At 72.9% G+C, this 19,111-nt stretch carries 15 protein-coding genes and 1 pseudogene; all 16 read right to left on the reverse strand.

The features are described 5' to 3' along the window. Positions 1 to 17: 17 nt before the first annotated feature. Complete coding sequence (locus WMF33_RS46120) at positions 18 to 2,027, reverse strand: type VI secretion system Vgr family protein (RefSeq protein ID WP_437334519.1); 2,010 nt, start codon at positions 2,025 to 2,027, stop codon at positions 18 to 20. Positions 2,028 to 2,286: 259 nt separating this feature from the next. After that, positions 2,287 to 3,432: a hypothetical protein gene (locus WMF33_RS46125; protein ID WP_437334520.1), complete on the reverse strand. Its 1,146-nt coding sequence runs from the start codon at positions 3,430 to 3,432 to the stop codon at positions 2,287 to 2,289. A gap of 76 nt (positions 3,433 to 3,508) precedes the next feature. Continuing rightward, a complete protein-coding gene (locus WMF33_RS46130) occupies positions 3,509 to 4,447 on the reverse strand; it encodes a S41 family peptidase (RefSeq protein ID WP_437334521.1) in 939 nt (312 codons plus the stop codon). 20 nt (positions 4,448 to 4,467) lie between these two features. Next, positions 4,468 to 6,207: a pentapeptide repeat-containing protein gene (locus tag WMF33_RS46135; RefSeq protein WP_437334522.1), complete on the reverse strand. Its 1,740-nt coding sequence runs from the start codon at positions 6,205 to 6,207 to the stop codon at positions 4,468 to 4,470. After that, positions 6,204 to 6,422: a pentapeptide repeat-containing protein gene (locus WMF33_RS46140; RefSeq protein WP_437339582.1), complete on the reverse strand. Its 219-nt coding sequence runs from the start codon at positions 6,420 to 6,422 to the stop codon at positions 6,204 to 6,206. The genes WMF33_RS46135 and WMF33_RS46140 overlap by 4 nt, the downstream gene beginning before the upstream one ends. Next, positions 6,407 to 8,425, reverse strand: a pseudogene (locus WMF33_RS46145) (DUF2169 family type VI secretion system accessory protein); the annotation flags it as partial. The gene WMF33_RS46140 and the pseudogene WMF33_RS46145, both read right to left, overlap by 16 nt. After that, entirely contained in the window at positions 8,425 to 9,624 is a 1,200-nt protein-coding gene (locus WMF33_RS46150; protein ID WP_437334523.1) for a hypothetical protein, read from the reverse strand. The gene WMF33_RS46150 and the pseudogene WMF33_RS46145, both read right to left, overlap by 1 nt. Before the next feature lie 133 nt (positions 9,625 to 9,757). After that, positions 9,758 to 10,309, reverse strand: coding sequence for a DUF3540 domain-containing protein (locus tag WMF33_RS46155; RefSeq protein WP_437334524.1), 552 nt, complete (start codon positions 10,307 to 10,309; stop codon positions 9,758 to 9,760). Positions 10,310 to 10,440: 131 nt separating this feature from the next. Next, on the reverse strand, positions 10,441 to 12,264 hold the full coding sequence (locus WMF33_RS46160; protein ID WP_437334525.1) for a DUF2169 family type VI secretion system accessory protein: 1,824 nt from the start codon (positions 12,262 to 12,264) through the stop codon (positions 10,441 to 10,443). 59 nt (positions 12,265 to 12,323) lie between these two features. Further along, entirely contained in the window at positions 12,324 to 13,106 is a 783-nt protein-coding gene (locus tag WMF33_RS46165; protein ID WP_165374547.1) for an FHA domain-containing protein, read from the reverse strand. A 595-nt stretch (positions 13,107 to 13,701) separates the two neighbouring features. After that, positions 13,702 to 14,340 (reverse strand): signal peptidase I, encoded by a 639-nt coding sequence (gene lepB, locus WMF33_RS46170; protein ID WP_437334526.1) that lies wholly within the window; start codon positions 14,338 to 14,340, stop codon positions 13,702 to 13,704. 73 nt (positions 14,341 to 14,413) lie between these two features. Beyond that, on the reverse strand, positions 14,414 to 15,223 hold the full coding sequence (locus WMF33_RS46175; protein WP_061623224.1) for a trypsin-like serine peptidase: 810 nt from the start codon (positions 15,221 to 15,223) through the stop codon (positions 14,414 to 14,416). A gap of 404 nt (positions 15,224 to 15,627) precedes the next feature. Next, positions 15,628 to 16,155 carry a hypothetical protein gene (locus WMF33_RS46180; protein WP_437334527.1) on the reverse strand — a complete coding sequence of 176 codons (528 nt, stop codon included), beginning with the start codon at positions 16,153 to 16,155 and terminating at the stop codon, positions 15,628 to 15,630. 126 nt (positions 16,156 to 16,281) lie between these two features. Continuing rightward, positions 16,282 to 17,439, reverse strand: a complete 1,158-nt coding sequence (gene proB / locus WMF33_RS46185) for a glutamate 5-kinase (protein ID WP_437334528.1) — start codon at positions 17,437 to 17,439, stop codon at positions 16,282 to 16,284. After that, complete coding sequence (locus tag WMF33_RS46190; RefSeq protein ID WP_437316408.1) at positions 17,432 to 18,085, reverse strand: hypothetical protein; 654 nt, start codon at positions 18,083 to 18,085, stop codon at positions 17,432 to 17,434. The genes proB and WMF33_RS46190 overlap by 8 nt, the downstream gene beginning before the upstream one ends. Before the next feature lie 79 nt (positions 18,086 to 18,164). Then, positions 18,165 to 19,109 carry a hypothetical protein gene (locus WMF33_RS46195; RefSeq protein ID WP_020741553.1) on the reverse strand — a complete coding sequence of 315 codons (945 nt, stop codon included), beginning with the start codon at positions 19,107 to 19,109 and terminating at the stop codon, positions 18,165 to 18,167. Positions 19,110 to 19,111: the final 2 nt, after the last annotated feature.

Raw genomic sequence — 19,111 nt, forward strand, 5'->3', positions numbered from 1 at the left:
GTGGCGCGGAGGCGCCGTCAACCCCGCGGCGGGCAGTCCCTCATCTCGATGAGGATGCCGGTCGACGTCTCGATCCGGTGCATCAGGTTCACCTCCCGGGTCACCGGCGACGGCGTGATCGGGTTGGGCGCGGCGCCCACGATCATCGGCCGATCGGGGTCGCCGTCCACGAAGACCATCAGCACCTCGATCCCGGGCTTGAGCGGGAAGTGGATGCCGTAGTTCGGCCCGGCGTGCGGCTGGATCATCCGCACGAGCCGCGAGGGAAACGCGCGCGAGGCGGGCTCCCCCGCGTCGAAGTGGAAGCGCACCCGGTAACGCCCCTGCTCGTCGATCGGCGACGTCTTGCCGATCTCCCCGTCCGGGAGCGGCTCGACGAGCGCCGACACCACCCCGTGGATCTTCGGCCGCGGCGTCGCCCGCGGGGGGCGGTAGGCCTGCTCGGCGCGCACAAGCCGCGCGCGGTTGACGTACTCCTGCTCGCGCCCGCCCTCGCCCTCGATGGCCGTCGGCTGCACCGCGCGGTGCTCCACCTCGACGATCAGAAGCCGCTGCCCATCGAGCCGCGGGTGGCCCTCGATCGCGAAGACGGCCCCCGGGAGCAGCCGGAGCTCGTCGCTCCGGCACTCGAAATAGCGGCTCGCCGAGGCCCGCTCCTCCGCGCGGATCTGCGCCAGCTGCTGCCCCTCGTCCGGCGTCTTGTGGTGGGCGCCGTACTCGACGACGCCGCCCCCGAGGCCCGCCGCCGACTCGTGGGTCGCCGTGAGATCGACCCTCGGCGTCCGGTAGTTGTATTCCTGCATCACGTACGTCGCGGGAAAGGCGATGGCCTGCTCCTTGAGCTCGAACATGTCGCGCCGCTCGCCCCGCGGCCGGAACACCACCGCGTCGCCCCCAGGCAGCGGCGGAAAGCCCACCTGCTCGTCGGTGAACACCATCACGTCGCGCCCGGACTCGTGCTCGAAGAAGAACGAGATGCCGAGGTGCTCGGCGAGCCGCGAGATGAAGGCCAGATCGGTCTCCTTGTACTGGACGATCATCTCCCGCGCGGGGTGATCGCGGTAGAGGCGCATCGTCACGTCGTCGGGCCCGAGCCCCACCATCGCGAGCTTCTGCTGGATGAGCTCCGGCACGCTGACGTCGAGGAAGACCTGCTGGAGCTCCACCAGCGTCGCGCGGAACGCCCGCGGCGCGAGCCGGAGCCGGTAGGAGCGAAGAGCGGTCTCCGTCTCGTGCCGGTCCTCCACCGCGGCGATCATGCCGTGCACGGTCCGCTCGTCCGCGCCCTGGACCTCGAACACGAGCGATGCGGTCGCCCCGAGCACCTCTTCGATCGAGAGCTCGGCGCCGTCGCTGCACACGACGTCGATGTCGAACGAGAAGAGCTGGCCGATGGCCTCGGTGCCGCGCACCTCGCGCACCCGGACGTGGGCGCAATCGAACTCCGGGGAGTCGAGCCGCAGGACGGGCAGGTGCCGTCCCGGGTCCAGGAGCGCGGCCTTCGCCTGCTGCAGCGGCTCGATGGGCGGCCGGAGGCGCGCCGCGCGGAGCGCTGATTCCGCCGTATCCATCGCCTCGAACGGCAGGCGATCCGGCGCCGGCAGGCCGCCGGAGGAGGGCCGGAGCTCCCTCGGTCCCGAGAGGCTCGCCGCTGGCGATGGGGAGGCCTCGCTCGCCGCCGCGACGCGGGCCCTCGGCGGCGATGGCGAGACGTGGCTCGGCCCTGCGCCGCCCGATTGCGCCGGGGCCGCGGCGGTGCCTTCGTGGCCCGCAGGCGGCGCCGCGGCCGCTGCTTCTGCCCCCGGTCCGGGCGCCTCCTCCGCTCTCGCTGGGCATGCCGCGGGCGCGATCGGCGCCGTGCACGGCAGCCCTGCGTCGGGCGCCTCGCCGATGCGGGCGGCGGTCGACGCGGCGCCCACCTCCACGGCGCTCCGAGCGCGGTACGCCGTCGCGCGGGTCCAGTCGCCGCACGACCGGGCGGCGCTCGGCTCGCTGCACCTCAGGGTTTCGGTCGGCTCCCCGTTCATCGTTGCGCATCCTCCGCGGCTCGCCCGTTACCGTACCGGATGCGGAGGCGCGCGGGGGTGCGCGCGAGGGCGAAGGCATCGGCGGTAAGTCGCTCCTCGTCGAGGTCCCGGACGTGAGCACGCAGGGATCGGGGCCGAGGTGATGGGCGCTGCCTGCGCCTTGGCGCGGTCGAGGGCCTGCGCCTCGCCGGTGCAGGTCCGGGCGCGACCACCGGGAACGCAGGGGCGGTAGCCACTCATGGGCTGGGGTCCTGCTCCGCTAGCCCTTCTTCATGATTGTGTCCGCATTCGCCGCACAGCTCGGGCAGGGATGCATGTAGTCACCCGCCTCCGCCTTTTCGTCGCGGCAGGGATTGGGGAGGGCTTTCTCACCATAGGCTGCCCACACGACCGTCATTCCCACGGCGTGCACTCCGTCCGGCAGCTTGTCGAACGCCTTGGGCTCCGCGCAGGAGACGCCGCCCTGGTGCACGTGAGACCCGATCGTGACCTTGTCCAGGTCCCCGCCCTTCGGGTAGACGCCGATCTCCGCCCCCGGCGCCGCAATGCTTACCTGATCGAGGATCACCCCAGCATTGTCGGCGCTGCCCGAGATGCCGATATAATACTTCCCGTCGCTGCCGAGCAGCACCGCGATCGCACGGCCTCCCTGCAGAGCGTCTTTGACGTTCTTCACCTGGAACTTCGGCGACTTGTGGGACTGTCCCTCGCGCGCAGCCTCCGCGCTGATCCGCCCGAGGATCGCGTCGGCGACGCGGTCCGTGCCCTCGGTGCGGGGCGGATACCCGACATCCTCCTGCCGCGAGTCCTTGGTCTTTTGTGGAGCGTTCGCCTTTCTTCGCTTTCTCTCCGCCGACTTCTTCTTTTCCTTGGCACGAGGGTCCACCCACTCATGGCCATCCTGATCTTGCTCGGGCCCTGGCTCGGAGTCTTTCGTGGGCTTCTTCTTTTTATTTTTGCGTTTCTTCTTGCGCTTGCTCGCTGTCTGGTTCGCGTCTTCGACCGCCGTCTCTTCGCGGTGCTGGTTCGCGTCCTGATCCGCGGTCTCGTTCGTGCCCTGGTCCGCGTCCTGATCGGCGGTTTCGTTCGTGTCCTGGTCCGCGGTTTCGTTCGTGTCCTGGTCCGCGGTTTCGTTCGTGTCCTGGTCCGCGGTTTCGTTCGTGTCCTGGTCCGCGGTTTCGTTCGTGTCCTGGTCCGCGGTTTCGTTCGTGTCCTGGTCCGCGGTTTCGTTCGTGTCCTGATCTTGCCGCTGATTCGAATTGCTGGGGCTGCTCCAGTAGGCGCGGAGCAGGGCTGCCCCCGCGAAGAACGTCCCCGCGAGGATGCCGGCGCCAGGGCCGATGAGCGTGGTGCCGGCTATCGCCACGACGGCAGCGCCGCCGCCGGCGAGACCAGCCGTCTTCAAGACCGTCGTGGTATCCCGAGCTCGCCCGGTGGAGCTGCCGCTGGCCACGTCCTGGTTGCCACGCTTCCCGCGCTTCTTACGCCTTCCCACGACCGTCCCCCGGCCTCACCCCCACGCCTTGCAGATCCGTCCCATCCGGCAGCAGCACCCGCACCGCCGTCTCCATCCGCCCGCCGCACATGGACTGGCCTACCGCTTTGCCGTACGTCGCCTCGCCCACGATCACCGCCCGCCCGTGCGCCTGCAAGCACCCTGCGAACAGCTCCGCCGCCGACGCCGTCCCTCCATTCACTACGATCGTCACCGGCACCGTATAAGGCTCGTCCTGATGCGACCGAGTCACCGTCCCGTCCCCGTCGCCGTCGATCACCGTCGCGATCTCGCTCCCCGCCGGCAAAAAATCCCCTGCCAGCTCCAGAAACGCCCGCAGCTCCCCGCCCGGGTTCTCGCGCAGATCGATCCTCAGCGACCGCATCCCAGCGGCCAGGAGCTCGCGCATCGCCGCGAACACCCGCGCCGGCACGTCCAGCGAGAAGACCCGGATTCGAATCACCCCCACCCCGTCCCCGACCAGCGCGTGCGCCACGCTGCCCTCTCCCTCGAGCGCGGGAAGCCCCTCCTCCCCGGATGCGTACGTGTAAAACACGTTGGCCGCTCCTGGCACGAGCACCGCACCGACCGCATTGTTCCCGGCGTTCCCCGTCGTTGGGCAGAGCAGGTTGATCGCCGGCAGCGCCTGCACCATCACCTTGGGATTCCCCACCACGAACGCCCCGTGCTGCTTGTACAGCGGGTGCGCCACCCCCGGCTCCATGCCGGACGTCATCGGGACGATCGTCCCCAGATTCAGCGCGTTCGCCCCCGCCACCCGCACCTTCACCGAGAAGTTCGCCGCCATCGCGTGCACGGCGAAGTTCGGGTACGGGATCGGCACCAGCACGGGCCCCACGGGCGTCAAGCACACGTCCGGAAACCCGATGTTCATCCCGGGCCCGTTGTTCGATGCAGGCAGCATTCGCGCGCCTCCTCTCCGCCTCAACGCGCTCTTCGCGGCGGCACGTACGCCTCCGCCTCGAGCCGATCCATGTCCGTTCGCCGGGCTCCCGAGAGCTTCGCGCCCGCGTAACGCGCCCTCTCGTCGCGCAGCGCGTGCAGGTTCGCGTGCGACAGGTCCGCGTCGCGGAGATCCGCCTCCTCCATGACGGCGTGCGACAGGTCCGCGTACTCCATCCGCGCCCCCACGAAGAGCGCGCCCTCGGCCCGCGCGCGATCGAGCATCGACTCCCGCAGATCCGACCCCGCGAAGTTCGCGCCCGAGAGGTCCGCCCCGGTGAACGTCGCGTACCGCAGCATCGCCTGCGAGAGCTTCGCCCCCCGCAGCGAAGCGCCCCCGAAATACGCCGCCTTCGCGGTCACCTTCGGCAGGCTCGCGCCGTCCAGCATGGCCTCGCGGAACTTCGCCTGGGTCAGGATCGAGCCCTCCAGGTCCGCGCCCCGCAGGTTCGCCTGCGAGAAATCGCTGCCCATGAAATCGCAGCCCCGCAGCGCCATCCGCTCGAGGCTCACCCGCATGAACGCGCACCGGTGCACGAGCAGCCCAGCGAATCGGACCGCCCGCAGATCGACCCCCGTGAAATCCGCCCGGTCGAAGATCGTCTTGCCGAGGTTCGCCCCGTCGAGCACCGCCTCGCGCAGGAGGGTCTGCTGGAGCGACGCCCGCGTCAGGTTCGCCCTCGCCAGCCGCGCCCGGTCCAGCATGCACCGCACGAGCCGCGCCCCGGAGAGGTCCGCCCCCTCGAGATCCGCCTCGTTCAGGATCACGGCCTCCAGGTCGAGCCCCGAGAGAGACACTCCCCGCAGCACCGCGCGCGAGAGATCGCAGCCGACCAGGCGCGCCCCCCGCAGGTCGGCCCCCGTGAAATCACAGTCGGAGACGATCGACCGCTCGAGCTTCGCCCCCCGCAGGTTCGCTCCCCGAAGGCTCGTGGCCCGTAGCGAGCAGAGCGAGAGATCCGCGCCCTCCAGATCGAGCCCCGACAGGTCCGCGCCCTCGAGATCGGAGCCCACCAGCTCTCTGCCTACGAGCCCCGGCCGCCCGAGCTGCGCCTCGTCGAAGACCACCCCGTGCATCCGCCGCGGCAGCGTTGCCCCGCGCAGATCCGCCTTCACGAAGACCGCCCGATCCACCTCCGCCTCGCACAGGTCCGCCTCACCGAGGTTGGCCCCGATGAACGCCCCTGCTTCGATCGTCGCCTTGCGCAGCATCGCGCCCTTGAGGCTCGCCCGCGTGAACGATGATCGCGCGAGGATCGCCCCATCGAGGTTCGCGCCCTCGAGGCGCGCCAGGTCGAGCCGGGCGTCCTCGATGGTCGCCTCGCAGAGCAGCGCCCCCGAGAGATCCGCGCCCACCGCCGTCACGCCGGCGAGCTTCGCCCCCGAGAGATCCGCGCCAGCGAGGCGTTGGTAGTCGATCTTGGCCTTCGAGAGATCCGCGCGCGCGAGCCACGCGCCCTCGAAGCTCGAGCCCAGGAAGAGCGCCGCCCTCAGGTTGCAGCCCTCGAGGTTGGCCCCGCGCAGATCGCACTCCACGAAATGCGCGCCCTCGAGATCGCTCCCCGAGAGCCGGGCGCCCGTGAGGTTCGTCCGCGAGAACCGCGTCCGCGCCAGATCGAGGCCCGCGAGATCCTCGCCCGCGAGATTGTAGCCGTCGATCCTCGCCCCCTTGAGCGTCTCGCCCGCGTCCACGCGCGCCCAGAGCTCGTCGGCCGTCTTCATGTCTGCGCCGGCGTGGTCCGTTTCAGGTTCGCCCCCGTGAAATCGGCGTTCGCGCGGCTCGCACCCGTGAGCGTCGCGCCGTACAGATTGGCCCCGACGAACGACGCGCCGTCGAGCCGGGCCTTCGACAGATCCGCGCCGAAGAGGTTCGCCTGCCCGAGATCCGCCTGCTCGAGCGAGCGCGGTAGAGCCGGCTCTCGCGGAGGTCCGCGCAGGCGAGCCTGGCTCCGCGCGCGGAGGCGTGCGAGAGATGCGCGCCGCGCAGCGAAGCGTGGCGGAGATCGGCGGCGTCGAGCCTCGCGCGCAAGAAGACGGCCCCCTCGCCCTGGGCCTCGAGCAGCGTCGCCCCCGCGAGATCGGCGTCCGAGAAGCTCGTCCGGGGAATGCTGGCGCCTTCCAGATCGAGGCGCGCCGCCTTGGCGTGGGTGCACAGACACGCCTGCAGGCGCGCCCCGCGCATCCGCGCGTCCGCGAGGTCCGCGCCCTCGAAGAGCGCGTCCTCGAAGCTCGCCCCTTCCGCGCTCGCGCGCGCGAGCCTCGCGTCCTGGAACAGCGCCCCCTTGCCCCGCGCCCTCGTCAATGTCGCTCCCGTGAGATCGGCGCGGGTGAATATCGCCTGATCGAGCGTCGCGCCGGAGAGATCTGCGCCCGCCGCGCGCGCCCCCCCGAGGTTCGCCTGCGTCAGGTTCGCCCCCGAGAGATGGGCCGAGGACAGGTCCGCCTCGAACAGCACGGCTCGCGAGAGGTTCGCCCCCGAGAGGTCGGCCCTCGCGAGATTGCCGTTCGCGAAGATCGCCCCCGAGAGGTCGGCGCCTCGCAGATCCTGGCCGGAGAGGTCCTGCCCCGAGAGATCCTGCCCCGAGAGATCCACCCCTGGGCCGGGCGGCGGCGGCGCTTGCCTCGGCTGCCTCAGCCCTGGAACGATCTCCCGGAGCTGCGGGTGGCCGAGCAGCGCGTCGATCTTCTCGAGACCCTCGATCTTCGTACCCCGCGCCGCTGCTGCCTGCCTCAGCGTGTCGAGGCGATCGACCAGCGCCGAGAGCGCGTTGCCCGCGGTCACCCGCGGCGTGCCTCCCGGCGCGCTCGGCAGGAACGCCGCCTGCTTGTGGACCGGCAGCCGCGCCATCGCGTCCGCGAGGGATCGCTCTAGATCCACGCCCTCGGCGGCGCGCAGGCCCCGGAGCTTTTCGACCACCTCGCGCACCCGGGCCTGCTCCGGTGCGTACAGGCCCCCGAGCTTCTCCGCGAGCAATGCCCCCATGGGATCCGCAGCCTCCACCGGGGCCGCTCGCGGCGCCTCGCCCCGGACGAGATCGTACGCCGCCCGCATGTCCGGCGGCAGATCCTCGAGCCCCCGCGGATCGCGCGCCATCTTCGCGAGCTCGCCCCGATACGGCTCGCTGGGCCGGAGCGCCTCGGCGAGCGGCTCCGTGGCCACGAGCAAGAAGCGCACGTCCGCGAGATCATCCTCCCGCACCTCGGCGTGGCCGCGCCAGGTCAGCGTCAAGCGCCGCTCCTCGGGCTCGGCGAAGAGGGTGTCGAGGCTCAGGACCACGTCCTCTACCCGCCCGCGCACGTCCTCCACCAGTGCGCGGAGCCGCAGGCCTGGCAGGCGCGCGTCGACGAGCGGCGCGTCCGGGTGGAGGTTCAGGAGCGAGACCTCCTCGTTCCCGCGCAGATAGCCGGCGAGGCGCTGATCGGGCGGGGCGGCGTGAAAGTAGGCCCAGTCGAAGTCCTCCGCGAAATAGGGCGCGCGCGTCCTGCGGTACGCCTCGCCATAGGCCTTGCCGAGCTTGTCCCGGCGCTCGGGCGAGGCGGGGCTCACGGGGCCGAACGGCGCCGGTGCGGGCCGGCCGTCGCGCGGTCGTTCGATCTCCAGGAATTTCGACCACGCCCCCACCGAGAAGCCCACGGGCAGCGCGGAGGTGGCCGCGCGCGCGGGCGGGTGGCACCTGCCCGCGAGCAGCAGGTCCGCGCCGGGCTTGAAATCGGCGAAATCCCCCGGGTAGAGGCACGCGCCTCTCCGCTCGTCGTCGTCCTCGTGGAACGCCTCGGCGGAGAGGGAGCCCTGGGCGAGCGGGCCCTCGAGCGGCGCGAGCGGCTCGCCCGGCCGCAGGGAGAAGCGCCCCCGCACGATCACCGCCACCTCCAGCCGCGGCGGCCTGCGCGCGGTGAGCTTGTAGCCGAGCAGGAAAGGCGTGAGATTCCTGGTCAGCATCAGAACAGATTGATGACGCCGGCCATCAGGTTGTACGCCCCGCTGCTCACCGATTCGGCCGACGACACGCTGGCGCGGATGTTCTTCACCTCGGTGCGGAACTGCGAGAGCTCCTGGCGGTTCGTCAGGTTCAGCTCGGCCTTCGGGCCCATGTTGATCGAGACCCCCGCGGTGAGCGAGACCTCGAGCATCGCCGCGATCGTCAGCTCGACGAGGCCGCCGATGGTGATCTCCTCCGTGGCGCCCACGGTGATCGACGCCGCGTTGCCGACGGTGAGATCGCTGGTGTTGCCGATGGTCACCGACTGGACATTCCCGATGGTCGTATCCGCGACGAGCGAGGCGGTCGTGGTGCTGGAGATGGTGCTCGCGGTGGTGTCGTCGCTGATGGCCGCGGCGGTCGTGGTGCTGGAGATGGTGCTCGCGGTGGTGTCGTCGCTGATGGCCGTGGCGTTGGTCTTGCTGGAGATCGAGACCGCCCACGTCTCGTCGCTGATCTCGGGCACGGGGAGGGCCGCGGAGCCCGTATACGACTCGATCTTCAGCGCCCAGGTGCGGTCGAGGACCGTGGGGTTCGGCCGCTCGGCCGTGGGGCTCTCGGAGCCGGTGATGCTGGTCTGCTTGTTGCCGTAATACCGATCGAACGTATCGCCGTGGTAGGTCGTGTCGACGTCGCCCTTCTCGGTCTTCTCCGTGACCTTCCAGGTACCGTCGTAGTTCTGGACCCATTCGATGATCGTGGCGGCGGTCCAGCTATCGGTCGCGTCCTGGATATGGCCACCTGAGACGTCCCAGCCGGCCTTGTCGTCCTGCCGGCCGAGGACGAGCATCCGGTAGTTGCCCTTGATCACCTCCACCTTGTCGCCGCGGGTGGTGGTCACGCGGTTGCCGTCGGAGTGGTCGCGCCAGCCGCCCTTCGTGTGCAGCTTCGCGGTCTCCGCCTGCCGCTCGGTCTCGGGGACGAACCCGGGGCAGCCGTCGCGCTTGCGCGTATCGTCGATGAACGAGGTGACGAGGGCGGCGAGGTCCTCGCCCGAGGCCTTCGGGGCGGCCGGGTTGGCCGCGAGGGTCGGGTCCTTGACCGCGCCGAGGCGCAGGTACGAGCCCATCGCGTCGGCCTCGCTCGCAGCGTCGTTGAAGTTCGGGACCTCGATGAGGAGGTACTTCCCGTTGATCCCCTCTCCTTCGCGCGTGCCCATCGATCCGCCTCCGATCCGGTGAATGCTACCTGCGTCCGGCGCTCTTACGCGTGCTGTTCTTCCCCTGTCATGGAACACGACGCGCGCCCGTCGCGGCTCAGCCGCCCGACCCAGCGCATGCGCGTCGTCCTGGTTAACCGAGGTGGATCTCCTTCCCGTTGATCGTCATCGTCTCCTCGGTCAGCACCGTCGCCCGGTGCGCCTTCGTCGTCGCGGACCCGTCCACCACCGTGTGGCTCTCGCGCGCGTGCAGGCTGAACAGGTCGGTCACGCGCTGCACGAGCGACGCCGCCTTCTGCACCAGCGCGCCCGCGAACACCCGCACCTTGTCGCCGTAGAGGTCCACCTCCGGCCCCCGGAGCTCGATCCCCCGGTCGCCGGACAGCCGCAGCGCCCCGCCCGCCGCCCGGACGTCGACGTCGCCCTGGAGCTCCAGCGTCACCTTGCCCGTCCCGTGCAGGACGCCGATGACATAGAAGCGCGCGCCCCGGCCGATCACCAGGAGCACGTCGCCCACCGCCGGCGCGTACGGGATCGCCAGCGCCATCGTCGCCTCCGCGCGCTCCCCCTCCGGCAGCTCGATCACCACCGCGTGCCCGCGGGCCTCCAGCACATGCGCGGGCCCCAGGTACTCCTCGACGCGCACGGACGCCGCGCGCTCCCGAACCACGGCTACCTCCGACATGATCGTCCCTCCAACGTCGTCGCGGCGCTGGCCCGAGCTGCCCCGGAGAGGGCGCCATGCAGCCGGGAAGACCCAGGTCCTCTCTTCCCGTCTTCATGGTGAGATCCGGCCATGACTCCCCTCTTTCCGGCTCAGTCCTTGCGAAAGCGCTTGTACAGGCTGCCAAGGAGGCTGGTCCGCCCTTGCCTCGGCGCGTGCGGCGCCGGGGCCGGCGCACGCGGCTCGGGCGAATGCTCGGCCTCGCGACCGCGCTCCGGCGCGGGCTGCAGCTCGGCGGCGAGCGCGGGCGCGGATGCGGCTGCAGGCGCGGGTGCCCGCGTCGCGGCGATCGTCGGCGCGGACGCGGGTGCAGGTCCGGGCGCTGACGCGGCCACGAGCGCCGACGCGGGCGCAGGCAGCGACGCGGCGTCCGGCTCCAGCGCGGCATCCGGCGCACGCGGAGCCTCCAGCGCGGCATCCGCAGGCGCGGCATCCGGCGCAGGCGCGGCGTCCGGCTCGCGCAAATCGACCGTGCCCTCCAGCGGCGACGCGGGCACCGGGATCGCCGCCGCGCGGCCCGCCGCCCACGGCGCACCCGGGTGCTCGCCGCTCTCCCGCTCGCTGCTCACGCCCGCAGGCGCGATCGGAAACGGCGCGCGCACCGCGTCGTGACCCTCGCCTCGGACCCGCGCGGGCGGCGGCAGCGCGGCCTGCGCCTGGCGGGACCGCGCCTCGCTCCCCGTCGGCGGCAGCGTGTCGTCGAGCGAGAACGTGCCCGCGAGCGGATGCGTGCCCGCGAGCGGGTGCGTGCCCGCGAGCGGGTGCGTGCCCGCGAGCGGGTGCTCCCGCCCGGCCGCGACGCTCTCCGGCGCCTCGGCGATGTCCTCATCGTCGAGGGTCACCGTCGTGCTCCAGTCCGTCAGCTTCACGGTCTCCGGCGCGGCCTCCGCGAGCGGCGCCCTGGCGAGCACCTCGGCGAGGTCCGGCCACGGCACCGGCTCGCCGCCGGCCTCCACGCCCACCGCCACGCGCAGCGCCGAGAGCGCCTCCTCCGAGGCCACCTGGAAGCTCCCGCGGAAGACCACCGCGCACCGCTCGGCGTCGGCGTGCACGATCAGCGTGTCGCCCGCGAGCGACAGCCACCGCTGCACGCCGTTCGGCAGGTAGATCGTCGCGAGCGCCCGCAGCGCCGGCAGGCGCGTGGCCAGCGCCGGGTGATGCGGGCTCAGGCCCTCCAGCACGATCTGCTCGCCGCCGAGCACCCGGTCGAAGCGCTGATCCAGCGGCGCCGACTGGAAGTACGACCAGTCGAAATCCTCCGGGATCGACGCGGCCCCCTCCAGCTCGCTGCGCGCGAGCCCGCGGAGCAGGCGCGCCCGGGCCGGCGCGATCGGCGGGATCGGCCCGAGGCCGACCGGCGCGCGCCCCCCGTCCGGCGGCAGCACGTTGGGCAGCGACATCTTGCCGTCCGGGTCCGCGAGCGCGCCGACGCCGAACGGGTTCTCCGGCTCGTCGACGCCGCCCCAGGCGCGCTGGTACTCGATCGGCATCTTCACGAACGGCTCCGGCTCGGGCTCGGGCGACGCCGCGGAGGCCGCTCGATCGCCGACGACCTCGAGGCGCTTGTCGACGAGCGCCGCCGCCCCGCGCACGATCGCGAGCCGCACCGGCATCCGCCGGACCGGCACCCCGCCCGGCGCCCACGCGTGCCCCGTGAGCACCACCTCGGCGCGCTCCAGCCAGGGCGCGAGATCGCTCGCCGCGAGGAGCGGCTTCATCGGGTGGCCGCGCACGTAGACCTCGCTGCGGATCACCTCCATCGGCTCGAGCCGCCGCGCCTCGCCGCCCGGCACCATCGCGAAGGTGGCCTTCGCGACGAGCGTCACGTGGAGCTGACCGCGGCTGCGCCACAGCCTCGCGCCCGCGGCGACCGGTCCGGCGCGGAGGACGTCGAGCGGCCAGCGAGCGGCGGTCATGGGCGATCGCTCCTCCGGCGGAGATCGCGCCGGCTCGGCCGCGCGCGGCCGGTCGGCGCTCAGTTGGTGTTGAGCTCGACGCGCAGCAGCTTGCGGCCGATGAAGAGGTAGTCGCCGTGGGCGAGCTCGCGCTCGCTCTTGATGCGCACGTAGGTCCCGTTGCGGCTGTTGAGATCGGTGAGCGTGAACTTGCCGTTGTGCTCCTCGAGGCGGCAGTGCGAGCCCGACATGTACAGGTCGACGGGGAAGTTCAGGTCGCCGCCCTCGCGCCCGATCTGCAGCGAGCTGCCGCGCGCGCACACGGTCATGCCGACCGCGCCGCCCTGGAGCACCTGGGTGAGGCGGAACGGGCTCGGGTGCTTGGGCGAGGAGTAGAAGAAGGTCCCGTCCGGATCCTGGCCGTCGGAGGCGCGCGGCGTCGGATCGAGCCGGAAGAGCTGCTCGCCCGCGAGGAACGTGTCGCCCGGCGTGATGTCGATCGTGCCGCGCACGCGGATGTACACGCCGTTCAGCGAGCCCTCGTCGCGCACGACCAGCTTGCCGTCGCGGTAGAAGAAGTTCGCGTGCTTCGGCGAGACGAACGGATCGTCCGGGAAGACGAGCTGCCCGTTGCGGCCGACGATGTGCTGCTCGGCCTTCAGGTGGAAGGAGAGGCCGTCCATGCCCTCGCCGCGGATGAGGATCAGCTTCGCCTTCGCCGGGTTCTGCATGTCCCCGAAGAACAGCGTCTGCGCGTTGAGGATCTCGGGCGGGACCGCCGTTCCGCACCTCCCGCAGAACTTGTGGCCCGAGGGAACACCGCTCGAGCAGGAACGGCAGACGTAGTTACGGGCTTGCTCCATCAGCTCCTCCTGGGAGAGTTCGGCAAATTCGCTCTTGGACGAGGTGGTCTTGGGGCTCCGCCCCGCGCCGCGCGAGCTCGTCGGGTCGAGCCGGGGCTCCCTCGCGCCCAGGCTGCCGGCGGCGGGCGTCGGAGAGCGACGGGCCGACGCGGCCGGCGCGTTCCCCCGGCGCGGCGTGAACAGGGCCAAGTCGTTCGCGCACTCAGGACAACGCGCGGTGCCCATCGGGCTCCACAGGTCGCACTGGCCACAGACGATGCCAATCTCGTGCTGCTCGGTGTGCAAACGTCTCCTCGGTGCATTGGAGGACCGCGGACCGCGGTTCTCCGACCCGCGCCAGCAGAAGGCCGCCTGGGCGGACCTCCGACCGATGAAGCGAGCCCGGGGGCGGAGGACCCTGCCCGCTGCTCGCGCTGGATCCCCGACCCGGGTGGAGAGAACCACGGTTCTAGACGTCGAAGAGCGGAGGGGTCAAGCACGAGCTGACGCGGGCCGCCGGCGCTGCCGCAGGCTGCCCGCCCTGGAGCAGCTTGCCGGCGCTGACGTGGCCGCCGGCGCCGACGTGGCCGCCGGCCTGACGTGGCCGCTGGCGCTGTCAGCGCACGAAGGTGAAGCGGCGCTGGTCGTCGCTCCAGCCCCCGGCGCCCCAGAGCCGGAACACGATCCGCTGGCTGCACGCCGCGCGCGGCTGGAGGCCGAAATCGCGCGAGTCGTCGTGGTAGCTCCGGTTGTCGCTCAGCAGGAAGACCGTGTCGGGACGCACCTCCACGCGGTGGCGGCGCTCGAGCGGCGGCCTGCGGCCCGTCGCCCGCAGGTGGAGGCCGGGGCCCATCCTCACCATGTCGCACGCGACCTGGACCGTGTCGTTCGTGGCGGGATCGACGATGCTCAGCTTCGGCTCGGTGCAGGCGACCTCGGCCTCGTAGCGCTGCCCGTTCACGACCAGGGCGCTGTGGTCGACCTCGACCGTGTCGCCCGGCACGCCCGCGATCCGGCCGACGATGTGGCTGCCGGGGACCTCGGGATCCGGGCACCGCACCAGCTCGCCGAAGCCGGGCGTGCCCCGCGTCAGCACGACGACGACGTCGCCCGGGGCGAGGCTCGGCGCGATCGAGGCGCCGAGGCTCGGGTCGTCCGGCACCGCCCACACGTCGAGGACGAGCGCGCGGAGCACGACGCCGATCACCAGCAAGGTTCCGACGATCCAGAGCAGCCCGTTGAACAGCTTCCGCATGGCGGCCCCGCAGCCTAGCGCAGCGGCGGCCGCGGGCGGCGAGCAACGCGGGCCCGCGGACGCCGCGCCGCCGTCAACGCAGGCAGCTCCGGTACGGCGGCAGCTCGCTCGGGCTCGCGCCCGCCGCGATCTCGCGGGCCGCGGAGAAGAGCTCGGGCCACACGTCGAGGCGGCTGAAGTACGAGGTGCCGGTCGTGTGCTCGTCGCCGTCCATCACGCTCGACGAGATCACGCCGACGACGTCGCCCCACGCGTCGCTCCGCGCGGGCCCCCCCGAGTCCCCCGGGCAGATCGAGGCGGTCGCGACGAAGTGCCCCGGGGCCAGCCGGTCGATCGTGCCGCCCAGCCGCGGCACGAGGTGGATCGGATCGCGCGAGAGCGCGCACCGGCCGAAGCCGTACGGGGTCACCGTCTCCTTGAGCGCGGGCTCGCCCTCGATCCGCGGCGCGAGGGTCGGGATCCCGATCAGGCGGCGCGACAGCACCAGGATCGCGATGTCGCCCTCGCCCGACGTGTACCCGCAGTCCGGCGACACCACCGCGCGGACCGTCACGTCGCCCCAGGGCAGGTGGTCGCCCCCGAGCTCGATCGAGATGGCCTCGGGCTCCTGGTCGCGGCGCAGCGTCCTGCCGTTCTCGTCGCGCGCCGCGACGCAGTGGTGCGCGGTGAGCACCAGGTCCTCGGTGATGAGCGTCCCCGTGCAGGTCACGTCGGTGACGATCCGGACGATCGCGTCCTCGTTCGTCGCCAGCTCGAACGGCGGTCGCAGCTGGACCGGGCGCTGCTCCTGGCCCGGCTTCGCGGCGGGGATCGCCAGCCCTGCGTTGGTGATCGGCGGCGCGCAGCCCGCGGCGGCGGTGAGGCCGAGCGCTGCAGCGACCACGACGGCGCGTCGGTACAACCCTGTCGATGCAGTCGCCAGGGCGCCCAGCGTGCGAGCTTGCGGCTGTTCCACCTGAGGGAGACCCTCCCAAGCGCAACCGGTTGTTCAATCGGACAGCGCCCCCGGTGTGGACGCGCCGAGCAAGACCCAAGGCTACGACAGAAGGCGGTGACCGTCATTCGACAACGACAGGGTTTCCAAGCTTGGATACGACCCTGACGATCGGCGACCCCGCCGCGGGCGCCTCGCCGCGCTCGCGCCCCCGCGCTGTCCCATGGACCGCCTGACGAACTCCCCTCCTGTCCAGCGAGATCGAAGAGATTGGCCCTGAGCAGATTTCTTCCGGTGCGCGCGCACGATCTCGGCGCCTCGATCGTCCCTGACGCGCGCTGGGCGCGCTGCGTTCAGCGCATCGCAACGAGGCGCACCTCGCTCGCGCTGCGCTCGTAGGCGGCGCGCGCGGCGGTCGCGTCGAGCTGCGGATCGTCGACGCCCGCGGCGGCGAGCTGCTCGAGGAAGGCGCGCTGCCGCTCGGACTTCGCCGCGAGCCACGCGGGACAGACGCCCGCCGCGCAGGCGGCCGAGGCCTGCTCGGCCGCGGCGAGCGCGTCGCGGACGCGACCGCGGCGGAGCAGCGCGCGCGCCGAGAGGTGCGCCGCCTCGGGGAGCTCGCGCACCTCGCGGGGCGCGGCCTCGAGCGCGGAGGAGGCGAGGCCCGGCTGATCGCGATCGAGGTAAGCCGCGGCGAGCGCGGTGACGCTCTCCCGCGTCCGGCCCTCGGCGTAGCGCGCCTCGAGCTCGGCGAGCTCACCGAGCCCCGCCGTGGCGCGCGCCGGCAGCAGCTGCGACGCCTGGACGCTCGGCCCGAGCCCGACCGTCCAGGCGACCCCCGCGAGAACCAAGCCGTTGGCGACGAACAACCCGAAGCGCATCACCCGACCTCCAGGAGCTGATGGAGCGGAGTGACAGCCGGGCGGCGCGGAGGTTCCCGCGAGCCTCGAAGAACGCGCGATCGGGTGGCCGTCGCGCCTACAGGGTGCGCCCGGGCGGCGGCGGGGTCACTCGCTCGGGAGCACCACGAGGTCGTCGCGGTGGACGACGACGTCCTCGCCGGCGTCGTCACGCTTCTTCCGCGCGATGCGCGCGGCGTCGCCGGCGGACATCCGCGCGAGCCCACGCGCGATCTCGGTGCCCTCCGGGTCGAAGACGGCCACGGCGTCGCCCGGGAGGAAGGTGCCGCGCACGCCGAGGACGCCGACCGCGAGGATGCTCCGGTTCTTCGAGGCGATCGCCTCGGCGGCGCCCCGGTCGACGAGGATCGCGCCGCGCGGGCGCAGCGTGTACGCGATCCAGTGCTTGCGCGCGCTGAGCCGCTGCGGGACGGCGGCGAAGAGGGTGCCGACGTCCTCGCCCGAGAGGATGCTCGTGATGATGCCCGGCTCGCGCGCGGCGGCGATGACCACGTGCGAGCCCGCGAGCGTGGCGCGCCGCGCGGCCTCCACCTTGCTGGCCATGCCGCCGGTGCCGACGCCGGAGGTCGAGCCGCCGGCGAGGTGCCGCGCCTCGCGGGCGACGCTGCGCACGAACGGCACGCGGCGCCCGTCGCCGTCGAGCAGGCCCTCGACGTCCGAGAGGAGGATCAGGAGATCGGCCTCGCAGAGCGGCGTGACCATCGCCGCGAGCTGGTCGTTGTCGCCGAACTTGATCTCCTCGACCGCGACGGCGTCGTTCTCGTTGATGATCGGGATGGCGCCCGCCTCGAGCAGCGCGGCGAGGGCGTTCCTCGCGTTGTTGGTGCGGGTGCGGTCGGCGAGGTCGGCGTGCGTGAGGAGCACCTGCGCGACGCGCAGGCCGACCTTGCCGAAGGCCTCCTCGTAGCGCTGCATCAGCACGCTCTGGCCGGCCGCGGCCGCGGCCTGGAGCCAGGCCATGTCCTTCGGCCGCGCCTTGAGGCCGAGCTTCGTCACCCCGAGGGCGATGGCGCCGCTCGACACGATGACGAGGTTCCGGCCGGAGCGGGCGCGGAGCGCGGCCACCTCGACGGCGAGCCGGTCCCACGCGTCGCCGGACAGGCTCTTCGAGCCGATCTTGACGATGATGCGGCGGCAGCGCTTGAGCGCGGCGCGCGCGCCGTCGGCGTCGATCTCGGGCGCGGGGCCCTCCGCGTGGCGGCCCGCGGCGCCCTTCGTGGCGGTGCGTTCCTCGTGGTCAGTCATGGGGCAGGCCGGCAGCGGCGATCTCGTCGAAGGCCGCGTCGAGGCGGCGCTCGATGTACTCGGGGACGGCGGCGCCGGCGAGCAGGAACGCATCGATCCAGCGCGTGAACTCGTCGCGCAGGTCCTCCGCGCCGCTCGGCAGGATGGTGACGCTCGCGTGGAGCGACGGGGACAGCGAGCGCCGCACCGCCCGATCGACCGCGTCGCGGATCCAGCGCGCCTCGTCGGCGTGGATCCGGACGGCGCTGCTCCGTCGGAAGCGCGTGATGTAGCGGTTCAGCAGGTGGCCGAGGGCGTAGACCTCGAGGCCGCGCGCGGCCGCCGCGAGCGCGAGGGCCGGGTTGAGCCGCCGGAGGACCTCCTTCGTGACGAGCTGCGCGGCCTTGCGGAGCGGGGTCTGCTCCGCGCCGGGCTGGGCGAGCAGGGCGCGCGCGTCGGTGGTGAGGCTGAGGCCGTGGCGGGCCACCGTGTCCTGGGCGATCGCCCCGCGGATGCGCAGGAGCATCCGATCGGGGAGGACCGGGACCGGGAGCCACGAGGCGCCCACCGCGAACGCGGTGAGCACGGCGAGTCGACCTCCGGGAGGCGGGCCGCCCGGGGTGACCTGAGCGGCGGACGGCTTGTTCGCGGCGGCTTCGGATGACATCGAGCGCACGGTACTACGGCGCCCGCCGGGTGGCGAACAGTGGCGATGGAGGCGCGCGGCCCCGAGGCGCGCGCCGCCCTCAGAAGAGGGGGGTGAGCTCGACGATCGCGGCGCGGCAGCGCGCGGCGGCCAGGACGACGTCGCGGGTGGTCGCGCCCTCGGGCAGCGCGGCCGAGAAGCGCGCCGGCCCTCCCCGCAGCGCGATGCCCCGGGCGGCGAGCTCCTCGCGGAGGAGCTCCGCGTTGCTGCGGACGGTGAGCGTGTAGAGGCGCCCGCCGGCGGCGACCTCCGCGAACGTGCCCGAGAAGGCGAGCTCGCCGCCGGCGAGCACGAGCACGTCGGTGGCGCCGCGGACCAGGACGCCCCGCGGGCCCTCGACGTCGAGGCGCGCCGCCGTGAGCAGCGCGCCGCGGCCCTCGGTGGCGCCCGCGAGCGCGGCGAGGACGAAGCCGGCCGCGCCGTCGTCGAGGCCGACGAGCGGATCCTCGGCGATCAGCACGGGCGGCGCCGTCGCGATCGCCTGGGCGAGGACGAGCGCGCGGCGCTCGGGCAGCGCGAGCGTCCGGAGCGCGCGCTTCTGGGCGGCCGCGAGGCCGACCCGGGCCAGCGCGGAGGGCACCAGCTCGGCGGCCGCGCGCGGCGAGGCCCCGGCGAGCCGCGCGCCCCAGGCGACGTAGGCGTCCACGGTCCACGCGAGCGGCAGCGGCGGATCGAGCGGCGCGGCCCCGCTCGCGGCCCGGTGCGCCGAGCGCGCGACGTCGCGGCCCGCGATCGCGAGCCGGCCGGCGACGACGCGCGCCTCGCCGGGCGCCGCGTCGAGCGCGTCGTCCGGCGACGCGGAGCGGACGGAAGACAGCGGGATGCCCGTGAGCGCCGCGAAGAGCGCGCCGGTGTCGCCGGCGCAGAGCACGCGGTCGCCGCGCGACGCCGCGGTGAGCGCGTCGATCGCGACCACGTCGTCGACGGCGATGCGCGCGGCGCGGGCGTCGAAGAGCGGCGGGCCCGCGGCCTCGGCGTCCCCCATGG

Origin of the sequence: Sorangium sp. So ce394, from assembly GCF_051474665.1 — a bacterium.
Classification (GTDB): Bacteria; Myxococcota_A; Polyangia; order Polyangiales; family Polyangiaceae; genus Sorangium; species Sorangium cellulosum_D.